This is a genomic window from Novosphingobium sp. NDB2Meth1 (assembly GCF_900117425.1).
In the GTDB taxonomy this organism is placed as follows: Bacteria; Pseudomonadota; Alphaproteobacteria; order Sphingomonadales; family Sphingomonadaceae; genus Novosphingobium.
Map to the genome: position 1 here is coordinate 177,489 of NZ_FPEH01000014.1, position 23,383 is coordinate 200,871.

General features: G+C 64.9%; 25 protein-coding genes. 20 read left to right on the forward strand and 5 right to left on the reverse strand.

Annotated elements, in window-relative coordinates:
* Positions 1-26 precede the first annotated feature (26 nt).
* Positions 27-623 (reverse strand): recombination mediator RecR, encoded by a 597-nt coding sequence (gene recR, locus NDB2M1_RS07855; protein WP_054120364.1) that lies wholly within the window; start codon positions 621-623, stop codon positions 27-29.
* A 51-nt stretch (positions 624-674) separates the two neighbouring features.
* Here recR and fmt point away from each other — a divergent pair, with 51 nt between their 5' ends.
* The 3 genes from fmt to NDB2M1_RS07870 all read left to right on the forward strand — a co-directional run bounded on the left by fmt (position 675) and on the right by NDB2M1_RS07870 (position 3,615).
* Positions 675-1,580 carry a methionyl-tRNA formyltransferase gene (gene fmt, locus NDB2M1_RS07860; protein WP_072381133.1) on the forward strand — a complete coding sequence of 302 codons (906 nt, stop codon included), beginning with the start codon at positions 675-677 and terminating at the stop codon, positions 1,578-1,580.
* 102 nt (positions 1,581-1,682) lie between these two features.
* Positions 1,683-2,435, forward strand: a complete 753-nt coding sequence (truA, locus tag NDB2M1_RS07865) for a tRNA pseudouridine(38-40) synthase TruA (protein ID WP_054120362.1) — start codon at positions 1,683-1,685, stop codon at positions 2,433-2,435.
* Positions 2,436-2,502: 67 nt separating this feature from the next.
* Entirely contained in the window at positions 2,503-3,615 is a 1,113-nt protein-coding gene (locus tag NDB2M1_RS07870) for a zinc-binding dehydrogenase (RefSeq protein ID WP_072381135.1), read from the forward strand.
* 60 nt (positions 3,616-3,675) lie between these two features.
* On the opposite strand, the gene NDB2M1_RS07875 is transcribed toward NDB2M1_RS07870, so the two are convergent.
* Positions 3,676-4,431: an energy transducer TonB gene (locus NDB2M1_RS07875; protein WP_083554729.1), complete on the reverse strand. Its 756-nt coding sequence runs from the start codon at positions 4,429-4,431 to the stop codon at positions 3,676-3,678.
* Positions 4,428-5,420, reverse strand: coding sequence for an AAA family ATPase (locus NDB2M1_RS07880; protein ID WP_072381139.1), 993 nt, complete (start codon positions 5,418-5,420; stop codon positions 4,428-4,430). Before NDB2M1_RS07880 ends, NDB2M1_RS07875 begins: the two co-directional genes overlap by 4 nt.
* Positions 5,421-5,497: 77 nt before the next feature.
* Between NDB2M1_RS07880 and NDB2M1_RS07885 the strand changes: the two genes are divergently transcribed.
* Genes NDB2M1_RS07885 through NDB2M1_RS07905 form a run of 5 tightly spaced genes read left to right on the forward strand, consistent with a single transcriptional unit; the run spans position 5,498 to position 8,468 of the window.
* Positions 5,498-6,157, forward strand: a complete 660-nt coding sequence (locus tag NDB2M1_RS07885) for a glutathione S-transferase family protein (protein WP_072381142.1) — start codon at positions 5,498-5,500, stop codon at positions 6,155-6,157.
* A 30-nt stretch (positions 6,158-6,187) separates the two neighbouring features.
* On the forward strand, positions 6,188-6,559 hold the full coding sequence (locus tag NDB2M1_RS07890) for a DUF1428 domain-containing protein (protein ID WP_054120357.1): 372 nt from the start codon (positions 6,188-6,190) through the stop codon (positions 6,557-6,559).
* Between the two features lie 23 nt (positions 6,560-6,582).
* A complete protein-coding gene (locus tag NDB2M1_RS07895) occupies positions 6,583-7,374 on the forward strand; it encodes a VOC family protein (protein WP_072381144.1) in 792 nt (263 codons plus the stop codon).
* A 3-nt stretch (positions 7,375-7,377) separates the two neighbouring features.
* Positions 7,378-8,013 carry a glutathione S-transferase family protein gene (locus NDB2M1_RS07900; RefSeq protein WP_072381146.1) on the forward strand — a complete coding sequence of 212 codons (636 nt, stop codon included), beginning with the start codon at positions 7,378-7,380 and terminating at the stop codon, positions 8,011-8,013.
* Positions 8,013-8,468: an SRPBCC domain-containing protein gene (locus NDB2M1_RS07905; RefSeq protein ID WP_072381148.1), complete on the forward strand. Its 456-nt coding sequence runs from the start codon at positions 8,013-8,015 to the stop codon at positions 8,466-8,468. The genes NDB2M1_RS07900 and NDB2M1_RS07905 overlap by 1 nt, the downstream gene beginning before the upstream one ends.
* Position 8,469: 1 nt before the next feature.
* Here the strand turns inward: NDB2M1_RS07905 and NDB2M1_RS07910 are convergent, their stop codons facing one another.
* Positions 8,470-10,326 (reverse strand): DUF885 domain-containing protein, encoded by a 1,857-nt coding sequence (locus NDB2M1_RS07910; RefSeq protein WP_072381150.1) that lies wholly within the window; start codon positions 10,324-10,326, stop codon positions 8,470-8,472.
* Between the two features lie 148 nt (positions 10,327-10,474).
* Between NDB2M1_RS07910 and NDB2M1_RS07915 the strand changes: the two genes are divergently transcribed.
* From NDB2M1_RS07915 to NDB2M1_RS07950, 8 genes are all read left to right on the forward strand, one after another.
* The gene (locus tag NDB2M1_RS07915; RefSeq protein ID WP_072381152.1) at positions 10,475-11,620 is read left to right on the forward strand and encodes an acyltransferase family protein; all 1,146 of its coding nucleotides are present in this window, start codon (positions 10,475-10,477) and stop codon (positions 11,618-11,620) included.
* Positions 11,621-11,848: 228 nt separating this feature from the next.
* Positions 11,849-12,445 (forward strand): calcium-binding protein, encoded by a 597-nt coding sequence (locus tag NDB2M1_RS07920; protein ID WP_072381154.1) that lies wholly within the window; start codon positions 11,849-11,851, stop codon positions 12,443-12,445.
* Between the two features lie 167 nt (positions 12,446-12,612).
* Complete coding sequence (locus NDB2M1_RS07925) at positions 12,613-12,972, forward strand: hypothetical protein (protein ID WP_072381156.1); 360 nt, start codon at positions 12,613-12,615, stop codon at positions 12,970-12,972.
* A 13-nt stretch (positions 12,973-12,985) separates the two neighbouring features.
* Entirely contained in the window at positions 12,986-13,198 is a 213-nt protein-coding gene (locus tag NDB2M1_RS07930) for a hypothetical protein (protein WP_072381158.1), read from the forward strand.
* Positions 13,195-14,031, forward strand: coding sequence for an SDR family oxidoreductase (locus tag NDB2M1_RS07935; protein ID WP_072381160.1), 837 nt, complete (start codon positions 13,195-13,197; stop codon positions 14,029-14,031). Before NDB2M1_RS07930 ends, NDB2M1_RS07935 begins: the two co-directional genes overlap by 4 nt.
* A gap of 114 nt (positions 14,032-14,145) precedes the next feature.
* Positions 14,146-16,491: a TonB-dependent receptor gene (locus NDB2M1_RS07940; RefSeq protein WP_072381162.1), complete on the forward strand. Its 2,346-nt coding sequence runs from the start codon at positions 14,146-14,148 to the stop codon at positions 16,489-16,491.
* Positions 16,492-16,842: 351 nt separating this feature from the next.
* Complete coding sequence (locus tag NDB2M1_RS21975; RefSeq protein WP_072381164.1) at positions 16,843-17,499, forward strand: hypothetical protein; 657 nt, start codon at positions 16,843-16,845, stop codon at positions 17,497-17,499.
* Between the two features lie 131 nt (positions 17,500-17,630).
* Complete coding sequence (locus NDB2M1_RS07950) at positions 17,631-18,392, forward strand: SDR family NAD(P)-dependent oxidoreductase (RefSeq protein WP_072381166.1); 762 nt, start codon at positions 17,631-17,633, stop codon at positions 18,390-18,392.
* Positions 18,393-18,442: 50 nt separating this feature from the next.
* Here the strand turns inward: NDB2M1_RS07950 and NDB2M1_RS07955 are convergent, their stop codons facing one another.
* Positions 18,443-19,099 (reverse strand): alpha/beta hydrolase, encoded by a 657-nt coding sequence (locus NDB2M1_RS07955; protein ID WP_072381168.1) that lies wholly within the window; start codon positions 19,097-19,099, stop codon positions 18,443-18,445.
* Positions 19,100-19,242: 143 nt separating this feature from the next.
* Between NDB2M1_RS07955 and NDB2M1_RS07960 the strand changes: the two genes are divergently transcribed.
* Genes NDB2M1_RS07960 through NDB2M1_RS07975 form a run of 4 tightly spaced genes read left to right on the forward strand, consistent with a single transcriptional unit; the run spans position 19,243 to position 23,367 of the window.
* On the forward strand, positions 19,243-20,262 hold the full coding sequence (locus tag NDB2M1_RS07960; protein WP_072381170.1) for a cysteine desulfurase family protein: 1,020 nt from the start codon (positions 19,243-19,245) through the stop codon (positions 20,260-20,262).
* Positions 20,259-21,332 (forward strand): cysteine desulfurase family protein, encoded by a 1,074-nt coding sequence (locus tag NDB2M1_RS07965; protein WP_072381707.1) that lies wholly within the window; start codon positions 20,259-20,261, stop codon positions 21,330-21,332. The genes NDB2M1_RS07960 and NDB2M1_RS07965 overlap by 4 nt, the downstream gene beginning before the upstream one ends.
* 2 nt (positions 21,333-21,334) lie before the next feature.
* Positions 21,335-21,667 carry a 2Fe-2S iron-sulfur cluster-binding protein gene (locus NDB2M1_RS07970; protein WP_054120342.1) on the forward strand — a complete coding sequence of 111 codons (333 nt, stop codon included), beginning with the start codon at positions 21,335-21,337 and terminating at the stop codon, positions 21,665-21,667.
* Positions 21,668-21,723: 56 nt separating this feature from the next.
* Positions 21,724-23,367: a DUF11 domain-containing protein gene (locus NDB2M1_RS07975; RefSeq protein WP_143146676.1), complete on the forward strand. Its 1,644-nt coding sequence runs from the start codon at positions 21,724-21,726 to the stop codon at positions 23,365-23,367.
* Positions 23,368-23,383 lie beyond the last annotated feature (16 nt).

Genomic DNA, 23,383 nt, shown 5'->3' on the forward strand with positions numbered 1-23,383 from the left:
GCAAGCCGCACGCGACTCGCAAGGTGCTACCCTACAGGTCGCCGCGCCCGCAGCGCCTGCGCCAGCGTGCCTTCGTCGAGATAGTCGAGCTCGCCCCCCACCGGCAGGCCGTGCGCCAGCTGGGTGACGCGCAAGGGCAGCGTGTCGATCCGCTCGGCGATGTAATGTGCGGTGGTCTGTCCTTCGAGCGTGGCGTTCATAGCGAGCACCACCTCGTCGATCCCACCCGCTTCCAATCGCGCGAGCAGCTGGCCGATGGAAAGGTCCTCCGGCCCCACGCCGTCGAGCGCGGAAAGCCGCCCGCCCAGAACATGATAGCGCCCGGTGAACAGGCGCGAGCGATCGAGCGCCCAGAGGTCGGCCACTTCCTCCACCACGCAGAGCGCGCGGGCATCGCGGCGCGGATCGGTGCAGATGGAGCAGGGATCGGCGGTGTCGACATTGCCGCAGGTCTGGCATTCGACCAGCCGCGCGCGCACACCTTCGAGCGCTTCGGCGAGCTGGACGAGGCTCGTCTCGCGCCGCTTGATCAGCCACAGCACCGCGCGCCGCGCCGAGCGCGGGCCCAGCCCCGGCAGCCGCGCCAGCGCGCTCGCCAATGCCTCGATCTCTTGCGATGCCATGGGGTGAGAGATAGGGCCGCCTCACGCAAACGAAAGGCCTTTCACGCGGTTATGCGCATTGTCTTCATGGGCACCCCCGATTTCGCGGTGCCGACCCTTCAGGCGCTGGTGGAAGCCGGGCACGAGGTTGTGGCCGCCTACAGCCAGCCGCCGCGTCCGGCGGGGCGGGGAAAACAGCTGCAGCCCTCGGCCGTGCACCGTGCGGCGGAGGCGCTGGGGATTGCCGTGCGCACGCCGTTGTCGCTTAAGGGTGCGCAGGAGCTGGCCGATTTTGTTGCGCTGGCAGCCGATGTCGCGGTGGTCGCCGCCTATGGCCTGATCCTGCCGCAACCGATCCTCGATGCACCGCGCCTTGGCTGCCTCAATGTCCACGGCTCACTGCTGCCGCGCTGGCGCGGGGCGGCACCGGTGCAGCGCGCGATTCTGGCGGGAGACGAGTGGACCGGCGTCACCATCATGCAGATGGAGCGCGGGCTGGATACCGGGCCGATGCTGGCGAAAGTAGAGACGTCGGTTGCGGGCAAGACGGCGGGCGAACTGACGGTGGAACTCGCGGAGAAGGGGGCGGCGCTGATGGTGGAAGTGCTGGCCGATCTGCCCGCACACCCGCCGGTTGTGCAGCCGGAGGAGGGCGTGACCTATGCCCACAAGATCGAGAAGGTCGAGAGCCGCTTCGATTTCACGAAGAGCGCGGTGGAGGTGGAGCGGCAGGTCCGCGCATTCGCCCCGGCGCCGGGGGCGTTTTTCGAGCTGGAGGGCGAGCGGTATCGGGTGCTGGCGGCAGACGCGGTCGAGGGAACGGGTGTGCCCGGCACAACGCTCGACGCCGCGCTCACCATTGCCTGCAGTGAAGGCGCGCTGCGCCCCACGCTGATCCAGCGCGCGGGCAAACCGGCGATGGAAACGGCGGCGCTGCTGCGCGGGCGACCGATTGCGGCGGGAACCTGCCTTGCTTGAGGCCCGGCACCACCCCCAGCCCCCTCCTTTGAAGAGGAGGGGGCTTCGCGGCTCCCCCTCCTCTTCAAAGGAGGGGGCTGGGGGGTGGTGGAGCACATGTCCATGACCCGCTACGCCCTCACCCTCGAATACGACGGCAGGCCCTACATGGGCTTCCAGCGGCAGGCGCATGGACCTTCCGTGCAGCAGGCGTTCGAGGAAGCGGCGGAGAGCGTGGTCGGCCACCCCGTCACGCTCCATTCCGCCGGGCGTACCGATACCGGCGTCCATGCCCGGGCGATGCGCGCGCATTTCGACAGCGAGAAGGCCCTGCCGCCCTTTCGCATGGGCGAGGCCTTGAATGCGCGGCTCCGGCTGGCGGAGCAGGCGGTCGCGGTGCTGGACTGCGTGGAAGTCAACGAGGATTGGCATGCGCGCTTCACCTGCATCGGGCGCAGCTATGAATATGTGATTGCCAACCGCCGCGCACCGCTGGTGCTGGAGGCAGGACGGGCCTGGCGGATTGCGCACCCCTTGGACGCCGATGCCATGCACGAGGCGGCGCAAGTGCTGATCGGTCGGCACGATTTCACCACGTTCCGCTCGGCGCAGTGTCAGTCCGCCAGCCCGGTGAAAACGCTGCGCCACCTCTCCGTCCGGCGAGAGCGTGACCATGTCATCGTGGCCGCTGAAGCGCGCAGTTTCCTGCATCATCAGGTGCGCTCGATGGTCGGCTGCCTTGCGCTGGTGGGGGAGGGGCGCTGGACGGCGGGCGATATGCGTGCTGCGCTCGAAGCCGCCGACCGGCAGCGGCTTGGCCACAACGCGCCGCCCGATGGCCTCTATTTCATGGGCGCGCTTTACCCCGGCGCATGATTGGTTAGGTTGCGGATCGAAACCCGCGCGGGACCTTCCCTGGCGCGGCAGCAATCGGGAGAGAACCATGGCATTCGAAGGCAAGCAGCTCACCACCAGGCTCGATGCGGACGGCACCTTGACCGTCCAGATCGTGCCCAAGACGTGGGATGCGCCCACCGGCAGCCAGGTCCTCGTCCAGATCGAGGCGACCCCGATCAATCCTTCGGACCTTGGCCTGCTGTTCGCCTCGGCCGATACGGCCAATGCAACCTACAGCCCCGGCAAGGTCGTTGCGAAGATGCCGGACAATGCCACACGCGCGATGAAGGCGCGGCACGGGCTCGATATGCCGGCGGGCAATGAGGCTGCCGGGATCGTCGTCGCCGCCGGTGACAGCCCCGCCGCGCAAGCGCTGATGGGCAAGCGCGTCGCCTGCGTGCCGGGCACCGCCTATGCGAGCTACGCCTATGCGGAAAGCAGCATGTGCCTGCCGGTGGACGATGGCGTCAGCGCGGCGCAGGCTGCTTCCAGCTTCGTCAACCCGATGACCGCGCTGGGCTTTGTCGAGACGATGCGGATGGAAGGCTTCACTGGCCTCGTCCACGCCGCCGCCGCCTCGAACCTCGGCCAGATGCTCGTGCGCATCTGCCAGGAGGACAACGTCCCCCTCGTCAACATCGTGCGCAGCGAGGAGCAGGTCGCGCTGCTCAAGGGCCTCGGCGCGACGCATGTGCTCAACATGACCGAACCCGGCTTCAACGCCGCGCTCGCCGACGCAATCCACGAGACCGGCGCCATGCTCGGCTTCGATCCGATCGGTGGCGGCACGCTGGCGGGCCAGATCCTCGCCGCGATGGAATCCTCGGCCAGCCGGGGCGCTGCGTTCAGCCGCTATGGCTCATCGACGCCGAAGAAAGTCTATATCTACGGCGCGCTCGATCTCGGGCCGACGATCCTCAATCGCGCTTTCGGGCTCACCTGGGATCTCGGCGGCTGGCTGCTCACGCCGTTCATGGCCAAGGCCGGGATGGAAACAGTGGGCCGCATGCGCGCCCGTGTTGCCCGCGATCTGACGACCACCTTCGCCAGCCATTACAAGGCCGAAGTCAGCCTCGAAGGCATGCTCGAACCCGGTGCCGTCGCAGAATACAATGCACGGCGCACCGGCGAGAAGTATCTGGTGGTGCCGACCGCCTGACAGGAAAAAGGGGCGCCCTGTGGGGTGCCCCTCAACTGCCCGAGGTCACTCCCGAGGAACTCAGTTCCTTTGACCCGATGCTACCTTGGATAGCCGGATCAACATGTCCTTCATGTCGAAGTGGTCAACAAACAGGTCCGCAGGGTTGGCACGGCAATCCTTGCGAACCACTGACCAGGCAGCATCGTGCTCGGTGCTCTTTTTGCGAACACCATCCACGCCGCCTGCAAATGCTCCACCCGATTGAAACATGAGCCTGAAACCAAGCAGCATGGTTTCAAGTTGATCCCTGCCGTCCTTCTGTGTTCGATCAGGGTGCTGCGTGTCCCACCAGTCCATTTCGCGTGTGAATGCATCGCACGTATAGTGCACCAGCCCACCTCCCGGCATGTTCGACTTTGACTGGTAGAATTCGTAGCCGGTAACGAACTTCAGCGGAATTGGGTTGCCGCCACCGTCGCGAGCAGGCGTGAACCGGGCGGTCTTGGCGGTCGTCAGCGCTGCTTCGTCGAGAATGGATGAGCCTGTCGACGTCCTGATTGTTGCAGACGTCACTGCCCCGGTGGCATCAATCACAAATTCGATCACTGCCGTGCCGTGGTGGCCCAAGGCTTTGGCTTCGGCGGGAAACTCCGCGCGATCACCGCTAAGGAACTTCGGCTTCACCTTGACCAGCGCCGGATCGGACACTGGAGCCGATCCTGCAGCGATAGGCAGCGAGGGATTAACTTGGGTGTCCGCAGATTGCCCAAATGCCGCTCCTGTTCCGGCCGAAGCCATCACGGCCGCCAGAACGAGGTGCAGTGCGGGTTTCACACCTTCCCCACCACGCTCTCCGGCAAGTCCTTGCCGAACACGCGCTGGTAGTATTCGGCCACCAGCACCCGTTCGGTCTCGTCGCACTTGTTGAGGAACGAGAGGCGGAAGGCAAAGCCGTTATCTCCGAAGATGCCGGTGTTCTGCGCCCAGCTGATCACCGTACGCGGGCTCATGACGGTCGAGATATCGCCGGCGATGAAGCCCTTGCGGGTGAGATCGGCCACGCGGACCATGTCCGCCGCGGTCTTGGCATCGAGGCCGGGGACCTTCTTGGTCACCACGTCGATTTCGGTTGCGGCGGGCAGATAGTTCAGCGCCACGACGATGTTCCAGCGGTCCATCTGGCCCTGGTTGATCGCCTGCGTGCCGTGATAGAGCCCGCTCGTGTCACCCAGACCCACCGTATTCGCCGTGGCGAAGAGGCGGAAGTTGGGGTTCGGGCGGATCACGCGGTTCTGGTCGAGCAGCGTGAGCTTGCCTTCGGTTTCCAGCACGCGCTGGATCACGAACATCACGTCAGGGCGGCCGGCATCGTATTCGTCGAACACCAGCGCGGTCGGCGTCTGCAGCGCCCAGGGCAGGAGGCCTTCGCGGAACTCGGTGACCTGAAGGCCATCGCGCAGCACGATCGCGTCGCGGCCGATGAGGTCGATGCGGCTGATGTGCGCGTCGAGGTTGATGCGGATGCACGGCCACTTGAGGCGCGCGGCAACTTGCTCGATGTGCGTCGACTTGCCGGTGCCGTGATAGCCCTGCACCATCACGCGGCGGTTGTGGGCAAAGCCTGCAAGGATCGCCAGCGTGGTGTCCGGATCGAACACGTAGTTGGGATCGAGGTCGGGCACGCGCTCGTCGGCCACCGAGAAGGCCGGCACGGTCATGTCGACGGGGATGCCGAAGGTCTCCCGCACGCTCAGCGTGGTGTCGGGGGCGGCAAGGACGGTGGTGGCCTTGGTGTCGGCCTGCAGGTTCGGAAGGTCGCTCATCACCGCATCGCCTATACGCGGCGATGAAAGGCTGCAATAAGCTTTAAGGGGGCGCTATTGGAAACGGGAGCAGGCAAATGAAACTCTATGGCGGTCTTCTATCGCCCTTCGTGCGCAAGGTTGCGGTGGTGCTGGGCGAAAAGGGCGTGGATTACACCCCGGCGCGGGGCGGGCCCGGCAGCACCGACCCGGAGTTTCTTTCGGTCAGCCCCTTCGCCAAGATTCCAGCCATCGATGACGAGGGCTTCACGCTCTCCGATTCGTCGGCCATCGTGCACTATCTGGAGGCAAAGTATCCCGAACCGGCGCTGATCCCCACCGACCCCAAGGGCTGCGGCATGGCGGTGTGGTTTGACGAGTTCGGCGATACGATCTTCGCCGCCTCGGGCCTCAAGATCCTGTTCAACCGCGTGGTCGGCCCGCGTCTGCTCGGCAAGCCGGGGAACGAGGCGCTTGCCCTTGAGGGCGAGGCCGAGCTGCCGCGCATCTTCGCTTACATCGAGAGCGTAGTGCCGGAAGACGGCTGGCTGATCGAAGGCGGCTTTTCGATCGCGGACATCACCGTTGCCTCGATGCTCTGCACGCTGAGCTATGTCGGCCATGGCGCAAATGCGCAGACCTATCCGAAGACCGCCGCGTGGCACGCCCGCGTCACCAACCGCCCTTCGTGGCAGGGGGTCGCTGTCAAGGAAGCCTCGCTCATGCAGCGCATTCTGCCGGATCTTGCCATCACCTGATCGCACCACGCGCACTTTGGGGGGACCCTCATGAGCTACATCGACGGCTATCTTGTCCCCGTTCGCGCCGCGAACCGCGAGGCTTACCTCAAGGCTGCGCGCAAGTTCGATGCGATGCTGATCGCCGCAGGCGCACTGCGAGTGGTTGAATCGTGGCCGGACGAGGTGGCGCATGGCAAGGTTACCGATTTCTTCCGCGCAGTGGCCGCTGAAAGCGATGAATGCGTCGTGTTCAGTTTCGTGGAATGGCCCGACAAGGCGGTCCGTGATGCCGGAACAGCCCGTGTAGAAGCGGAACTGGCCGCCGCACCGCCCGATGATGAACCCGCTGTTTTCGATGGCACGCGGATCGTGTTCGGGGGTTTCATGCCCTTCATTGAGCTTTCGTCAGGCCAATCCTGATCGACTGCGAGCGGAGACCGCGCATGACCAGCCCGAACGTGCCCTTCATCTGGTATGAACTGATGACCACCGATGCCGATGCGGCCGCCACCTTCTATGGTGCGGTGCTGGGCTGGACGATCCATCCGCCCGAGCCAGGTTCCCTGGTCCATTATCGCCACATCACGCGCAGTGACGGCGGCGGGCAGGGCGGGGTGATCGAGCTGACGCCCGAAATGCAGGCAGAAGGCGCGCATCCGGCGTGGGTCCCCTATCTCCATGTCGCCGATATCGATGCTGCCGTCGCCGCGATTACCGCCGAGGGCGGGCGGCAGCTGATGCCGCGCACCGAAATTCCCGAAGGCAGCTTTGCCATGGTGACCGATCCGCAGGGCACTCCGTTCTATCTGATGAAGCCCAATCCCCCCGCAGAACGGCCTGATGCCATTAGCGACGTGTTCTCGGCCGAAAAGTCGGGACACGTCCGCTGGAACGAGCTTCCCAGCACCGATCCCGAAGCCTCCAAGGCCTTCTACGCCAAGCACTTCGGCATGAGCTTCACGCGCTCCATGCCGATGGGTGAGATGGGCAACTACGAGTTCATGGACCACGGCGCGGTGACGCTGGGGGCGATCATGCGCAAGAACCCGCAGCAGCCGGCAATGTGGACGATGTACTTCGGCGTCCCCGATATCGAAAAGGCGGCCGCGGCCATCACCGCCGAGGGCGGCAAGATGCTCTGGGGCCCGCACGAGGTTCCCGGGGGCGAATGCAGCGGCATTGCGATGGACCCGCAGGGCGCCCTGTTCGGCGTGGTCGGTCCCAAGGGAGGTTGATGGATGGCGCAGTACACCTTTTTCACGGTTCCCATGTCGCGAGGGCAGATCGCCCGCTGGGCGCTGCACGAGGCAGGCGCGGATTACGAGCAGGTGCTGGTCGAATGGACCAACCGCCCGCCCGAACTCGCCGCCGCCAATCCGATGAACAAGGTGCCCGTTCTGATCCATCACGCCTTCGAAGGTGACCGCGTGATCACCGAATGCGCTGGAATTTGCGCCTATCTGGCAGATGCCCACCCCGAGGCCGGGCTGCTCCCCGAAGGTGCGGAGAAGGCCGACTACTACCGCTGGCTGTTCTTCGCTGCCGGTCCGCTCGAACAGGCGGTGGTCAGCCGCGCGATGGGTTGGGTCGTGCCCGAGGGCAAGTCGGGCATGGCCGGGTTCGGCACCTACGAGCGTACCATCGAGGTCATGGACGGCCTGCTCTCGGGCCGCGACTGGGTCTGCGGCGCGCGCTTCACCATGGCGGACGTCTATGTCGGCAGCCAGATCGACTGGGGCCTCAACTTCGGCTCGATCCCGCCGCTGCCTTCGTTCGCCGCCTATGCGGAGCGCATCCGCACCCGCGCCGGTTACCAGTCCGCCAAGGCGATCGACCGCGATCTGATCAAGGCGGCCCGCGCCGGAGAAAGCTGATGCAAACTCTAACCATCACCCGCACCATCGCCGCCCCGCCCGAACGCGTGTGGGACATGCTGGTCAACCGCATGGAAGACTGGTGGTGCCCCAAGCCCTGGCGCGCCGAAATCGTCGTGCAGGAGCGCCGCCCCGGCGGGCGCGCCAACATGGTCATGTACGGCCCCAACGGCGAAACCATGCCCAATGAAGGCCTGTACCTCGCATGGGACGAAGGCCGCCGCTTCGTGGTGACCGATGCGGTCAGGGTCGATGCAGAAACCGGCGCTTTCGTGCCGTCAGGGCCGTTCATGATCGGCACGTGGGAAGTCTCGGCCGAGGGCGATGGCACTCGCTACACCGCGAGCGCCAGCCACTGGACCGAAGAGGCGATGAACCGGCACCGTGACATGGGCTTCGAAGCGGGCTGGAACGCCGCCGCCGATCAGCTTCAGGCGCTGTGCGAGGGCGACTGAGTCACGCCTTCTTCGCGGCGATGTACTGGTCGATGTTCGCCGCCAGCACATCGAGCGGGACGTTGCCGCCCTCGACCACCGCGTTGTCAAAGTCGCGCAGGTCATAGGCCTTGCCGAGCGCTGCCACGGCCCGCGCGCGCTGGTGCAGGATTTCGCTGCGGCCGATGAAATAGCCGCAGGCCTGCCCCGGCCAGCTGCAATAGCGCTCGACTTCGCTGGTCACCTCGTCGTGGCCCGAGCCGTTGGTATTGGCGAACCAGTCGATGGCCTGCTCACGGCTCCACTCGCGGGCATGCAGGCCCGTGTCCACCACCAGACGGCAGGCGCGGAAGGCGATCGACTGCAGGTAGCCCAGCTTGCCCACCGGATCGTCGTCATAGGCGCCAAGTTCGTCGCCCAGCGTCTCCGAATAGAGCGCCCAGCCTTCCGAATAGGCATTGAATGCCAGCATCGCGCGGATCGTCGGCAGCTGGTTCGAATACTCGCCCTGCCAGACGTGGCCCGGAATCGCCTCGTGGTGCACCAGCGTCGGCAGACTGTAGGTGCTGTGGAGCCGCGTGGTGCCGAGATTGATCCACATCTTGCCGGGAATCGTCCCGTCGATCGACCCGGGACCGCCATAGGCACCCGGCGCGCCGGGCTCCTCCGCGGGCGGCAGGCGCCGCACTTCGACATTGCCGCGCACCAGTTTGGAAAACGCGCGCGGCATTTGCGCGCGGATATAGGTCAGGCGCTTCTGGATGAACGCGATGATCTGCGCGCGGCCTTCGTCGTTGTCGGGGAACTGGAAGCGCGGGTCCTTGCCCAGCGCGGTCATGCGCTCGCCCACCGTGCCGCTGGTATAGCCAAGCTTCCTGAGGATCGGGTCCATCCGCCCTTGCAACTCGGCCAGCGATTCGAGGCCCAGCTTGTGGATCTCGTCCGGCGTCATCCGCGTCGTCGTGCTCGCGCGCAGCGCCCACGCATAGAACGCATCGCCGCCGGGCCGCGTGTGCATGCCCGCATCGCGCACCGCCAGCTTGCGCTGCGCGATGAGTTCGGCGAGTTGCGCCTCCAAAACGGGCGCGACCTGCTTCGTCACGATTGCGCGTGCGCGGCCAGCCCAGTCGCCCGCAATGCCCTTCTCGCGCGTGCGCCGCTCGATCGATTCGACCAGCCCGCCGCCTGATCCCATCGCGGAAAGGCTCGCCCCCATCTGCCTGATCGCCTTGTCGAGCAGGAACGACGGCGCGATCACGCCCTGCGCCGCGGTCGCCCTCAGCCGCGCTGTCTCGCCCTCCAGCACAGCCGGGAACTGCGCCAGCCGTGCGATATAGGCTTCCGCGTCCGCCGAGGTGTTGATCGGATGGTCCGCATCGAGAAAGCGCGGCACGTCGATATAGGCGCCGACGTTCTGGATCACGACATAGGGCGTGTTGCGCCATCCGCCGACGGTGACGTCGCCATAAGGCAGCGAAAAGCCGTCCAAAGCGGTGCGGTAGGCGCTCTTCACCACGGCAAGGCTGGTGCGCGTCGCATGATCGAGCCCGGCCTCGGGCATCGCTTCGACCCTCGCCAGGTCCGCGCGCACCAGTGCCGCCACGGCGGTCTGTCCGGCGGCGGAGCGATCCCCCAGCATGCCGCGCAAGTTGGCATGCGCGCCGGTGTCGAGCCCCAGCGAGGTTGCGCTTTCGGGGCTTAGCGCCAGCAGCCGCCACGCCGCATCGTCAAGCAGCGCGGCGGCAGCGGAAGGCGCGGCGGCTGTCTGGGCACGAACCGGCACCGCAGAGGCGGCGATCCCGGCAGCAAGGCCGGCGATCGCTTCGCGGCGGGTGAGGGAAGCGGAAAGGGCGGTGGAGTCATAGGCTTGCTGTGTCATGAGCCGACCCTGCGCCAGCCGCCGCGCGCTGTCAAAGCCGGGCTGCGCAAGCGCGCGCCGGATGGAAAGATTCGAAAATGGAGCAACCGCGCGTGGACTTGACGGCGCTTCTCCCGCCTTTCGAGGCAAACGAAGGAGATCGCCGTCGATGGCTGGCCACCAACGCTATCGCTTGCTCGATGAACTGCGCGTTGTCGCGGCTGTGGCGGTGCTCGTCTTTCACATCGGCACGCGCGGCGGCGGCCCGCTGCTCCTGCCCAATGGCTTCCTCGCGGTGGATTTCTTCTTCATGCTCAGCGGCTTCGTCATTGCTGAAGCCTATGAAGCGCGCCTCCAGGCCGGCCTTACGTTCACCGGGTTCGCTGCCCGGCGGCTGGTGCGCATGGCGCCCGTTGCAGTGCTCGGCGCAGCCATCGGGGGTGCCTACCTTGTCGCTCGCGCCTTTGCCGCGCCCGCCCGCTCCGATCCGCTGATCGAGGTCGTCGGTGCCAATCTGCTCAACCTCATGATCCTGCCCAAGTTGTGGCACGGCCGTGCGACGGGATGGGAGCTGTTCCCCGCCAATGGGCCGCTGTGGTCGCTGTTCTTCGAAATCGCGATCAATCTGATCTGGGCCGCCTTCCTTGCCGGACGGAGCAGCCGGGTCCTGTGCCTCGTTGTCTCCATCAGCGCGGGGTTTCTCGTCGCGCTCGGCCTGCACTTCGGGTCGCTCGACATCGGCTGGGAGGCCATCTCGCTGGCAGGCGGCGCAGCGCGGGTTGGTTTCGGATTCGGCACCGGGTTGCTGCTGCACCGCATGCGAGCCGGGATACCGGCCATGGGGCGCCCGAGTGCGATCATGGCATTGACAGCACTCGTTTATTTCCTCGCTCTGCCGCTGCCCCTTCTGGGCTGGCAGCTGCTGATCGTGCTCGTATGCATGCCGGCTGTGCTGCTGGTCGCGGTCGCTGCCGGGAAGGAGCAAGTGCTTCCCGGCGGCACTTTGCTCGGCCGCCTTTCCTACCCGCTTTACGGGATCCACGTGCCGCTGCTGGCGCTCACCGCAGGCGCCTTGAAGTATGTCGGAGGCGGCGCGGGCGGCCATTGGACGGCGCTGCTGCTCGCTCCGCTGCTGCTCGTGGCGGCTTGGGCAGTGTTGATCCTGATCGACGAACCGGCCCGGCGCTGGCTCGCCCGGCGTATTCCGGCGAGCGCCGATTCGTCCGGCGGTACTCCCCAGCCGCAAACAGCGCGCCGGGTCCGCCGCACAGCAGCCGCCAGGCATAGCGCCCGCGGCCAACTGCTTCGGAACTGAACCTTGTTGCGCACGTCGGATGGTCGTTCGATCGCTATGTCCGGCGTGCTCCGGGCGTCCTCCTCTCCGCTTGCCCCAGCCTTGGTCAATACCGACTCGGTTATCACGTATAGTGAAATAACTATGATTCGTGATACAGTAAATACGGAGTTAATAATTCAAAGAATCGGGCGTTAATTCCGGTTATTGGCGTCTTGTACGCAGGCGATACAAGTATTGGAGATTGAAATGGCGACGATCAATGGAACCAAGGGCAACGATCTGATTTCTGGTACGTCGGGGGCGGATGTCATTACAGGTGGCGCAGGCAAGGACGTCATTAAGGGCGGCGCCGGGAATGACGTGCTCTATGGCGGCGCGGGCAAGGACTTCCTCTACGGCGGCGATGGCAACGATGTGCTCAAGGGCGGCGGTGGGCAGGATTCGCTCACCGGCGGCGCCGGGTCGGATCAGTTCGTGTTCCGTTCGGCAGAAGGCTTTGCACCGTTTTCGTTCAGCGGCGGCAATGGCGTGGCTCAAGTCTGGCAGTGGGTGATTGTTACCGACCTGACGTTCTCCGAAGGCGACAATGTCCGCATCACCGGGTTCGATGATATCTTCGGTGCGCTCGGCCTCGGCCGCAAGGGCACCGGTTCCTACTTCATCGACGGGCAGGATGACGTCAACGCCATTGCGAACTTCCTGAAGGCGAACCCGAGCAAGGGCAGCTACTACGAGATCAAGGGCGGCGCCTTCGACGGAACGACGTTCCTGCTGAACGATGCCAACGGCCACGTTCAGGCGCTCACGCTCAACAATATCCATCCGGACGCCATCGTGATCTGATGGGCTGCATGGGGGAGGGGCTGCGGCACGGCTCGCCGTTTGGCGGCCTGTGCCGCGCCCCGGCCCGCCCCTTCGCCAATGCATTCCGTCCACCGCACCATATTGAGGATGGCTTCCGCCCGGGCATCGGCTAATCTGCGTGCTCCACCCCGATGGGAGAGCGGCGCATGAGCATTTTCGATCAGATTCTCGGCCAGATCAGCAGCAATGTCGATGTGAAGAATCTTGCCGCCAAGGTCGGCATCGATCCTTCGATGGTCGAAACCGCGATTGCCGGCCTCGCTGCGGGCCACGCCGCACCGACCGACACGGTCGAGACCGCCGCCGCCAACACCGGCATCGATGCCGGCATCCTGCAGCAGATCGTCGGCCACATCGGGGGCGAGGGTTCGCTCGCCAGCTTTGCGACGTCGCTTGCCCAGCACCCGGATGCTGCCGGCATGATCGGCAATCTGCTCGGCGGCAAGAATGGTGAAAGTCCGCTCGGCGATCTCGGCGCCCTCGCCTCGGGCCTGTTCAAGTCCTGATCCTTTTTCCGGCATGACGGACGCTGCCCTTTCGCTCGCGATGCTTACCGCGCTCGCGCTCCTCGCGGGCGCGGTGTTTCTCTGGCGCAAGGGCGAGCGCCAGCGCCCGTCGCTGATGGCCATCCTCGCCGCCGTGATGATCACCAATGTCGTGATCTGGTCGCTGCCGACGGCTGGCGGAGAGACCCTGACCACTGCGGCAGCACCTGTTGAAGGCAAACCATGACCGATCACATGGCCGGCAAGTCCATCGTCATCACCGGCGCGGGCGGCGGTTTTGGCCGCCTCGTCGCGCAGAAGGCCGCGACGCTTGGCGCCAAGCTAACCTGCGGCGATATCGACCTTGCCGCCGCGCAGGCCACCGCGGATACGGTCACGGACGCGGGTGGCACCGCCATCGCGGTCGAGACCGACGTGCGCAGCCTCGCAGCGGTCAAGGCGCTTGTCGCCCACGCTGTCGACGCTCATGGCGGCATCGACGTGATGATCAACAACGCGGGCATCATGCCGCTCGCGTTCTTTTCCGATCACGAAGCGGCCTATGATGCGTGGGAACGCTGCATCGACATCAACATCAAGGGCGTGCTCAACGGCATGGTCGCCGCCTACGATCCGATGATCGCCGCCGGGCGCGGGCAGATCGTCAACTTGTCCTCGATCTACGGCAACTTCCCGGTGATCGGCGCGGCGATCTATGGCGCCTCGAAGTCTGCGGTGAACTTCCTCTCGGAATCGCTGCGCATCGAAAGCCGGGGCAAGATCAAGGTGACCACGATCAAGCCCACCGGCGTGCCCACCACCGGGCTTTCCGGCACGGTGATCAATCCTGCCGCCGGCGTCGGCATCGTCGCGCACAATATGCCTGATTTCATGGATATGGTGCAGCAAATGGGCGCCGGCACCTTCCCCGCCGAACGCCTCAGCCCCGATGCCATCGATTACGCCAGCCTCGCGCCCGAGCATATCGCCGATGCGATCATTCATGCGATCAACCAGCCTTGGGGCGTCTCGATTTCCGAAGTGACCGTGCGCGCGGCGGGCGATCATTTCGTGCTCTAGGCCCTAATCAATTCCGCAGTGGCCGTCAGGTCCGAAGCGGTTCAGCCTCTCCCCACGGGCTTTTTGGCCTTTGTGCCGGATCGACCCGATAAAAAACACTTGGGGAGAGGCAGCATGAAGCACTTGGCACGCGCCAATGGGGCGCGCTTTTTCAGGCTCTTGATGATGGGCGGGGCGCTTATGCCTGTTGCCGCGCTGGCGCAAGCGCAGCCGGCCGATGCCGACAACACGGGTGAGGACCAGACCGCCGCCACCGGGGTCGACAACATCGTTGTCACCGCGCGCTTCCGCAACGAAAAGCTTCAGGATACGCCGCTCTCGGTCAGCGCGCTTAATGCGAACATCATCCAGAACTCGGTGCTGCTTGATGTGCAGAACATCCAGAAATTCTTGCCTAATGTGCAGCTCGCGCGCATTTCCTTCGCTGGCAATGCGCTCTCCGCCTCGATCCGCGGGGTGAGCTTCGCGGACCTTGAAAAGACCTTCGACCCGGCCATCGGCATTTCGATCGACGGCGTGTTTCTTGGCACCAATACCGGCGCGAACGTTGATTTCTTCGATCTGGAATCGGTCGAAGTGCTGCGCGGTCCACAGGGTACACTCTATGGCCGCAATACCATCGGTGGCACGATCTCGATGCGTCGCACAAAGCCGACCGGCGAGCTCGGCGCAACGCTCCATGGCCGCTACGGCAGCTACAACACCTACGATCTCGATGCGGTGGTGAACCTGCCAAAGATCGGAGATGTGGCCTCGGTCAAGCTGTTCGGCCTACTGCGCAAGAGCGACAGCTTCACCCGCAACCGCTATACCGGAGAGCGCGAGAAGGGCCGCGATTTCTGGAACGTCGGCGGCTCCGTCCTGTTCGATCTGGGCCCGGATTCGACTGCGCAACTCTCGGTCGACTATCAGAAGGACCGCTCGGGCTATCCTTCCACCGTCAACCTCACCACGGCCAGCGGCCTACCTTTTGGTCTGGGCGGAAATATCTGCGATTTCACGCAGACCATATTTGCGGCGGTTCCACCGCTCAAGGACCTCGGCTGTGCGACGCAGGGCTATCTCAAGCAGGCCAATGAAAACTACACGCTGGCCAACACCTCGCTGCCTTTCCGCAGTTATATTGACGGGTGGAATGGCTCCTTCGAGATCAACACCAAGATCGGTGGGTTCAAGCTCACCGCGATCACGGGCTATCGCAACACCAGCGACGCTCTGCTGGAGGAAAACACCGGTGCACCGCCGATCCCTGTCGCACCCGGCGTTTCGCTGCCGTTGTTCGTCGCTGCGCGCGATCAGACCTATAAGCAGTTCAGCCAGGAAGTACGCATCGCGGGTAACCTGACCGACCGGATCGACCTTGTCGCTGGCGGGTACTACTTGCACACTGACTATTTCATCCAGCCCTTTCCCTACAACGGCAGCCGCGCCGCACAGGTCTATGTGCTCAATGGCCCGGCGCAGAGCTTCACCGCCGGGCAAAAGCTCGATTCCTTCGCGATCTTTGCCGAATCGATCGTCAAGTTGGGCAGCAATGTCCGCCTCACTGTTGGCGGCCGCTACACGTGGGAAACCAAGGACTTCAACATCAATTTCACAGTACCCGGCGCGTTCAAGGCTGCTGCCAAAAAGACCTTCAGCGATCCCACAGGCCGCGTGATCCTCGATTGGAAGCCCACGCCAGATGTGATGCTTTATGCCAGCTGGTCGCGAGGGTTCCGTTCCGGTGGCTTCAATGGCCGCGCCACTTCGCCCACCTCGATCGGGCCCTACAATCCCGAGCGCGTTGACAGTTTTGAAGGCGGCGTGAAGAGCGAACTGCTCGGTGGGAAGCTCCGTTTCAACCCGACCGTCTTCTACGTGAAGTACAGCAACAAGCAGGAGGACATCATCCGTGCTGCTGGCGCCGGCACTGAAACGGTGGTGGAGAACGCCGCTTCCGCGCGCATCTGGGGCATCGAGCTCGACATGCAGGCGCGTCCCACGCCTGATCTCACGCTGCGTGCTTCGGGCGGTTACCTCAATGCGAAGTACAACTCGTTCCTCATCCCCGACCTTGCCAACCCCGGCCAGTTCCTCGACGTCTCGGCCCAGCGCAACTTCCGCCGCGCGCCGAAGTTCTCGTTCAACGCCGGTGTCGATTACGGGGTGCAGGTGAGTTCGGCCAACCGGCTGACCTTCACCCTCGATTATGCCTACATCGATGACCTCACAACCTCGCCGCTCGCCGACACGACCGGCCTGCGCCGCGACGTTATCCCGGCCTATGGCACGCTCGATGCCTCGATCGCGCTCATTCACGAAGGCAGCGCACTCAAGAACCTGCGCGTCTCAGCCTATGCCCGCGACATGCTAAACAAGGGCGGGCGGCTGTCCAACGTGCTCGATGCGGGGCTGTTCTACTTCGGTGTTGTTGCCCCCCGCCAGCAGTTCGGCGTGGAAGCGACGGTGAAGTTCTGACCAAGTCGGAAGCGTGCTTTCCCGCGGTATGATGGAGAGGGCACGCTTTTGCCGTCATGCATTTGATACCCACGCAGCGGATTCCAAAAGTCCATTAGCGCGTATCTGTAGTATACCCCAGTAGACCCATAGCCTTGAGGCCCCGTGATGAAGCACTTATCACAGTTGCATCCTGAATATTGAGTTGGGTCTATCAGATCGCAGAACAGGGCTTTCAGATTGCCTAAAACAAGTGCATCTCTTCCCGACGGGCGGACAAATGGTAAACCCGACACTTGCTCCGCCAGACCTGCGCAGACAGAGCCGACATATCTGTTCATCGCCTCCGAAGTCCGTTCCGGGAGCACATACGTGGCTGAACTCCTGTCCTACACCCTCGATGCATCCGGTGGAGGAGAGGCGTGGGAATTGACGAAAGAGCAATTTCGCCATTTCAATGATCGTTCGACCCCAGCCGACGTAGCTGAAAGCATCTCGGCGCTCTGGCTCAGTCCGCAGGCGATACGCTCGGCGAAAGTCATGTGTTCGGCTCTTTCAGTCCTTATCCGCTGCGCAAGGGCAGATAATGCCCTGCATGACCTAGCATTCGGGTCACGGGCAAAATGGATCGTGGTGCGCCGACGCAACCGGATACGGCAGGCAGTAAGCCTTGCCATGGCGCGCAAGACCAACCAGTATCACGCCTACGCCCCTGTCGAGGACGAAAGGCCTGTCGATGTCTCCCTGCAAGAGATCGAGGCTGCGCTTCGTGCCGTGATCATGGCGGACTGCTTCCTCGAGAGCTTTCTGACTATCCCCAAAGTCTGCTGCGAACTGTTCTATGAGGATGTTCTCGCCGATCCGGCGGGAGCAATCCGGCGTGCGCTTTCGGACCTGGGTCTTGTTACCGATCCAAAGACGTTCTCGTTCAGCGAGGCCAAGCTTGTGCCGGAACGTCAGTTCCGGAAAGCTGAACTGGAGCGATCCTTCCGGCATTGGTTACTGGAGAACAATCACCCGACAGAGTGAGCCGCAGGCTGCGGCGCGTTGGTGAGGGGAGCATGGCATCTCCACAAGAACCCTGCCCAAATCAGCAGTGGCCGCATCGGCGCGCAGTTCCCATTATCGCTCATCGCAACGAAGAGAGAAGGAATGCGCGAATGGATCTGGGGCTCAAGGACAGGAAGGCCATTCTGGTCGGCGCCAATGGCGGGATCGGGCGGCAGGTTGCGCTCGCGCTCGCGGCGGAGGGCTGCCACGTGGCGGTCTGCGGTCGTACGCAGGCCAAGGTCGACAAGATCGTCGGCGAACTCGCGCCGAGCGGCGTGACCGTCTATTCAGAGGCGCTCAATGTGACGGATCCGGAGGCAGTTCCTGCGTTCGTCAACAAGGCGGCGGCAGCGCTGGGCGGCTGCGACATCTTCATCAGCTTCACCTCGGCCAACCTGGGCGAGGACAGCGATGCCGGCTGGGATGCTGTCATGCAGGCAGATATCCTGCCGATGCGGCGCGGTGTCGCGGCGGCAAAGCCTTATCTCCTGAAGTCCGATGCCGGTTCGATCATCTGCATGAGCTCGACCGGCGCGGTCGAGGAATTCATGGGAGTGCAGCCGTATAACGCGCTGAAGGCGGCGGTGATGGTCTATGCGTCGGACCTGTCGCAGGCGCTCGCGCCCGAAGGCATTCGCGTCAACTGCATCACGCCGGGGCCGATCATGACCGAGGACGGCCCCTGGGCCTACATCAAGGAAAAGATGACGTCGTTCTACGACGCCACGCTCGCCAAGATCCCGATCGGCCGGATGGCGACGGGCGAGGAACTGGCCCGCGCGATCGTGTTCGTCGCGTCCCCGGCGTGCCTCGCGATGACGGGCGCGAACATCGTCGTCGACGGCGGCTACACCAAGCGCGTGCAGTTCTGAGCTGCACCAACCCCAACCCCCTCCTCTTAGGAGGAGGGGGCTTCAGGCGATCAGCGGATCGGGCAATCCGGCGAAAGACGCATGTCGAGATAGTTGTCCACCGCGCGCATCATGTCGTCGAGTTCGTTCTCGAAGAAGTGGTTGGCGCGGGGCACTTCATCATGGTGGATGGTGATGTGCTTCTGCGTGCGCAGCTTGTCGACGAGCTTCTGCACCGCGTTCGGCGTCACCACCGTATCCGCCGCGCCCTGCACGATGATGCCGCTGGCGGGGCAGGGGGCGAGGAAGCTGAAATCGTACATGTTGGCCGGCGGCGCGACCGAGATGAAGCCGCGGATTTCCGGACGGCGCATCAGCAGCTGCATGCCGATCAGCGCGCCGAACGAGTAGCCCGCGATCCAGGTCGTGCTCGCTTCGGGGTGGATCGACTGCACCCAGTCGAGCGCGGCGGCGGCGTCCGAAAGCTCGCCGATGCCGTTGTCGAAGCTGCCCTGGCTGCGGCCGACACCGCGGAAATTGAAGCGCAGCGTGGCGAACCCGCGCGCGACGAAGGTCTTGTACATCGCTTGCGTGATGCGGTCGTTCATCGTGCCGCCAGCCTGCGGGTGCGGATGGAGGATCATCGCGACGGGTGCGCGCGGGCGGGTGGCGGGCTGGAAGCGGCCTTCGAGGCGACCATCGGGACCGGGAAAGATGACTGCGGGCATGGACTGTCCTGAACTGCCGGGCCGGGCGTAGCGTTCAAGGCTCGGGCTTTTGGGCCGCACGCCACGCCGGGGCTGGGAAAAGCGAGAGGCCGCTATATAGAAATGGTTGCCTCAAAAGCAATCATTCCCGCCAGAGCTTGGAAATGCCCCCTATCTACCTCGATCATGCCGCCACAACGCCGCTGCTCCCCGCCGCGCGCGAGGCGATGCTCGAAGGCTTTGCGCTTTGGGCCAACCCGTCGAGCCCGCACAAGGCGGGTCGTGCGGCGCGGGCAGCGCTGGAGGCGGCGCGGGGCCGGGTGAAGGTGGCGCTTGGGTGGCAGGGTGAAGTGATCTTCACCTCCGGAGCGAGCGAGGCGCTGGCCGTTGCGATGACGCGCTGTGTGCAGCCCATCGCGGCAGTTTCGGCGGTGGAGCATGAGGCCGTACTGCGCTGGGCAGGGGATGCGGCGCGGCTGCCGGTGGATGGCGAGGGGCGAGTCCTGACAGAAGGCTCGCTAGCGGGGCTTGTCGCCGTGCAGCAGGTCAACAACGAGACCGGGGTGATCCAGCCGCTGGACGAGTCGGCCGAAGCGGTGCGCGCGGCGGGCGGTCTGCTGCTGGCGGACTGCGCGCAAAGTGCGGGCAAGATCGCCTTACCCGCCGCCGACATGGTGGCGGTCAGCGCGCACAAGTTCGGCGGGCCGATTGGTGTCGGCGCGCTGCTGGTGCGTGATTGGGCGATGCTGAAACCGACCGGCGGACAGGAACGTGGCTATCGCGGTGGGACGGAAAACCTGCCAGGCGCGCTGGCCATGGCGGCTGCGCTGGAGGCGCCGCGCGACTTGCTGGAAGCGGCGGCGCGTCTGCGCCTGCGGCTGGACGATGGCATCCTCGCGGCTGGTGGGGAGATCGTTGCACAGAACGCGCCGCGCCTGCCAACTATCGCCGGATACCGCATGCCGGGCCGCTCGGCCAATGCGCAGCTGATCCGCTTCGACGGGATCGGGATCGCGGTTTCGGCGGGGAGCGCCTGCTCTTCCGGTTCACTCAAGGCCAGCCCGGTGCTCACGGCGATGGGCTATCCCCATGCCGGCGAAGTTATCCGCGTCTCGATCGGGCGCGAGACGACGGAAAGCGAGATCGACGCGTTCCTGAGCGCGTGGCGGGAGATCCGGGGGTGATCTACCTCGATTATCAGGCCACCACCCCGCTGGCCCCCGAAGCGCGCGAGGCTATGCTGCGGTGGCTGGCAGACGACGGTTTCGCCAATCCGCACAGCCCCCACCGGCCGGGCCGCGCGGCGGCGGCTGCGGTGGAACTGGCGCGCGAACAGGTCGCCGGGCTGCTGCCCCCGGGTGGCCGCGTGATCTTTACCTCCGGCGCAACCGAAGCGCTCAATCTCGCGATCCTCGGCTGCGGGGCAAAGCGGCTGGCGGTCTCGGCCATCGAGCATGCCGCCGTGCTCGATACGGCACGGTTTGCCGATCCTGATTGCGCGGTACTGTCGGTCGGTTCGGACGGGCTGGTGGCGGCCGATGTCGCAATCCCCGAAGGCACGGGTCTCGTTGCCGTCATGCAGGTCAACAACGAGATCGGCACGGTCCAGCCGGTCGAGGCGCTGGCCGATGCAGCCCGTGCAGCAGGCGCCCTGTTCCTCTGCGACGCGGTGCAAGGCGCAGGCAAGCTCGCCCCGCCGAAGAACGCCGACATGATCGCCATCTCCGCGCACAAGCTCCACGGCCCCAAGGGCATCGGCGCGCTTTGGGTGCGCGATGGGCTGGAACTCGCTCCCCTGATCCACGGCGGCGGGCAGGAGCAGGGCCTGCGTTCGGGCACGCTTTCGCCCGCACTCTGCGCCGGTTTCGGCGCGGCGGCAGCGCTGTGCACAAGTCTGCGGGAAAGCGATGGACAGCATGTCGAGAGCCTGTGGGAGCTCGCCCGCGCCCTTTTCGCGGACTGGACGCTGAGCGGCAGCGCGGAGCAGCGCTGGCATGGCAACCTCAACATTCGCCGCGAAGGCCTCGATGTTGCGCGACTGATGTCGGATTGCCGCACCGTCGCATTTTCTGCAGGATCTGCCTGTGCCAGCGGGTCCGGGCGGCCTTCCCATGTCTTGCGCGCGCTCGGACTTTCGGACAGGGAAGCAAAAACCGCGATCCGCATAGGTTTCGGACGCTATACCAGGGCAGGGGATCTTGAACGGGCCGCCGCCGCAATCCATGCGGCTGTTGGTGCGCAGGGAGCGTTGTAGCCATGGTCAAGGTCACCTTCATCACCGCGCAGGACCAGCGTATCGAGCGCGAGGCCGAAGCGGGCACGCGCCTCCTCGAAGTGGGCCAGAACGCCGGGCTGCCGCTCGAAGGAACCTGCGAAGGGCAGATGGCTTGCTCCACCTGCCATGTGATCGTCACGCCCGAATGGTTCGAGAAGCTCGCCCCCGCCAGCGATGACGAGGAAGACATGCTCGACCTCGCCGCCGGGGTGACGCGCACGAGCCGCCTCTCCTGCCAGATCGTCCTGACCAATGCGCTTGACGGGCTGGAAGTGCGCGTGCCGGAAGAAGCGCGGGATATGCAGGGCCGCTGAGCCGCGCTAGGGGTATCTGCCTAGGCCCGGATCAAGGGTCGCCCCGGGGAGCGAATTTGCGTCAAGCGCTGCAGTATCGGTTGGTGCGTGCGCTGCTGCTGGCGCTGGCGATGGTGGCAGCTGCTCCCGCTCAGGCCCAGCTCCGCGCGCTGCAGAACCCTTCCTTCGAAGCCAACGATCCGGCGGGACCGGGCGCACCGAACTTCGAGATCCTGCCGATTGCTTCGGTGCAGGGGTGGAGCTCCACCACCGGCGAGATCGAACTGTGGGACAGCAATTTCAACGGTGTGCCGTCCTATCAGGGCAACGTCTTTGCCGAAATGAACGCCAACACCAATGGCACGCTGTTCCAGAACATCTGCCTGATAAACGGCGAGCCGTTCGGCTGGACTTTTGCGCACCGCGCCCGCGCCGGCGGCCCCGCCACCCAGACCGCGCGGTTTCAGGTGGCGTCGAGCACCGGCACGGTGATCCAGACGCTGGCAACGCAGTCGTCCACCACTGCAAACCAGGTGTGGAACGTCAACACCGGCAGCGCGACGTACAACGGCGCATCGGGCCTCCAGCGGGTGCAGTTCACGACCAACGATACCGGCTCGTTCGGCAATTTCCTCGATGCGATCCAGCTGACCCTCAGGCCCTTCGTGCAGATCTCGGCGGCCAGCAGCACGGGCGCGGAAAGCGTGCCGAACGCCAGCATGGCGACCTTGCTGGTAACCGGCACGGCGCCGAACGCGATCAATGTCATCGTTACCATCACCGGCGGCACCGCCACGCGGGGCAGCGATTATACCACGCCCGGCAATGCCGCGACGTTCACCGTGACGATCCCGGCGGGCACCTACTACAACAGCCCCATTGCGCTTGGCATCAACGTGGTTGACGATACGGCGGTCGAAACGGCGGAAACCATCGCCTTTTCGATCAGCGCGGGCACCGGCTACACCATCGCCAACACCACCACATGCGGCGCTTCGGTGCAGAGCACCGGAACCTATACGATCACCGACAACGACGGCCGGGTCACCCTGCGCAAGCAATGGGCCTATGCGACGGTGAACGACACCGCCACCGTCACAGTGTCGCGTGGGGCCACTGCCATCGGCACGCTGTCTGCTACGGCCACAACGGAAAGCACTTTGATAACGAGCGCGACGCCGACGCCCGTGGTGCTGGGCGAGACGGTGACGCTGGGCGAGACGCTCGGGAGCGCGAACGTCAGCCGCTATTTCGGCACCGTCGCCTGCACCGGCGCGGCGGATACGAACCTGGCGGACGGCCTCACCATCGGCGCCGCCGAGACGGCGATCACCTGCACCTACACCAACACCCGCGTCCCCGCGCTTGTGGTCGCCAAGACCTCGACCGTGCTGTCCGACCCGGTCAATGCGTCGAATCCCAAGGCCATCCCCGGCGCCGCGCTGCGCTATTGCATTCTCGTCACCAATCCCGGCACGCTCGCGGGCAGCAATGTCGCCGCCACCGATCTGTTGCCCGCCGGGATCACCTACACCGCCGGTTCCGCGCGCAGCGGCGGTACTTGCGCTACGGCGACGACAGTCGAAGATGACGATGCAGCAGGAGCGGACGAGAGTGACCCTTACGGTGTCTCGTTCCTCACCGGCACGCTGACCGCCAGCGCCACAACCCTCGCGCCGGGCGCAAGCTTCGCAATCACGTTCGACGCCGTACTCAACTAGACTGCCAGTTGCGACG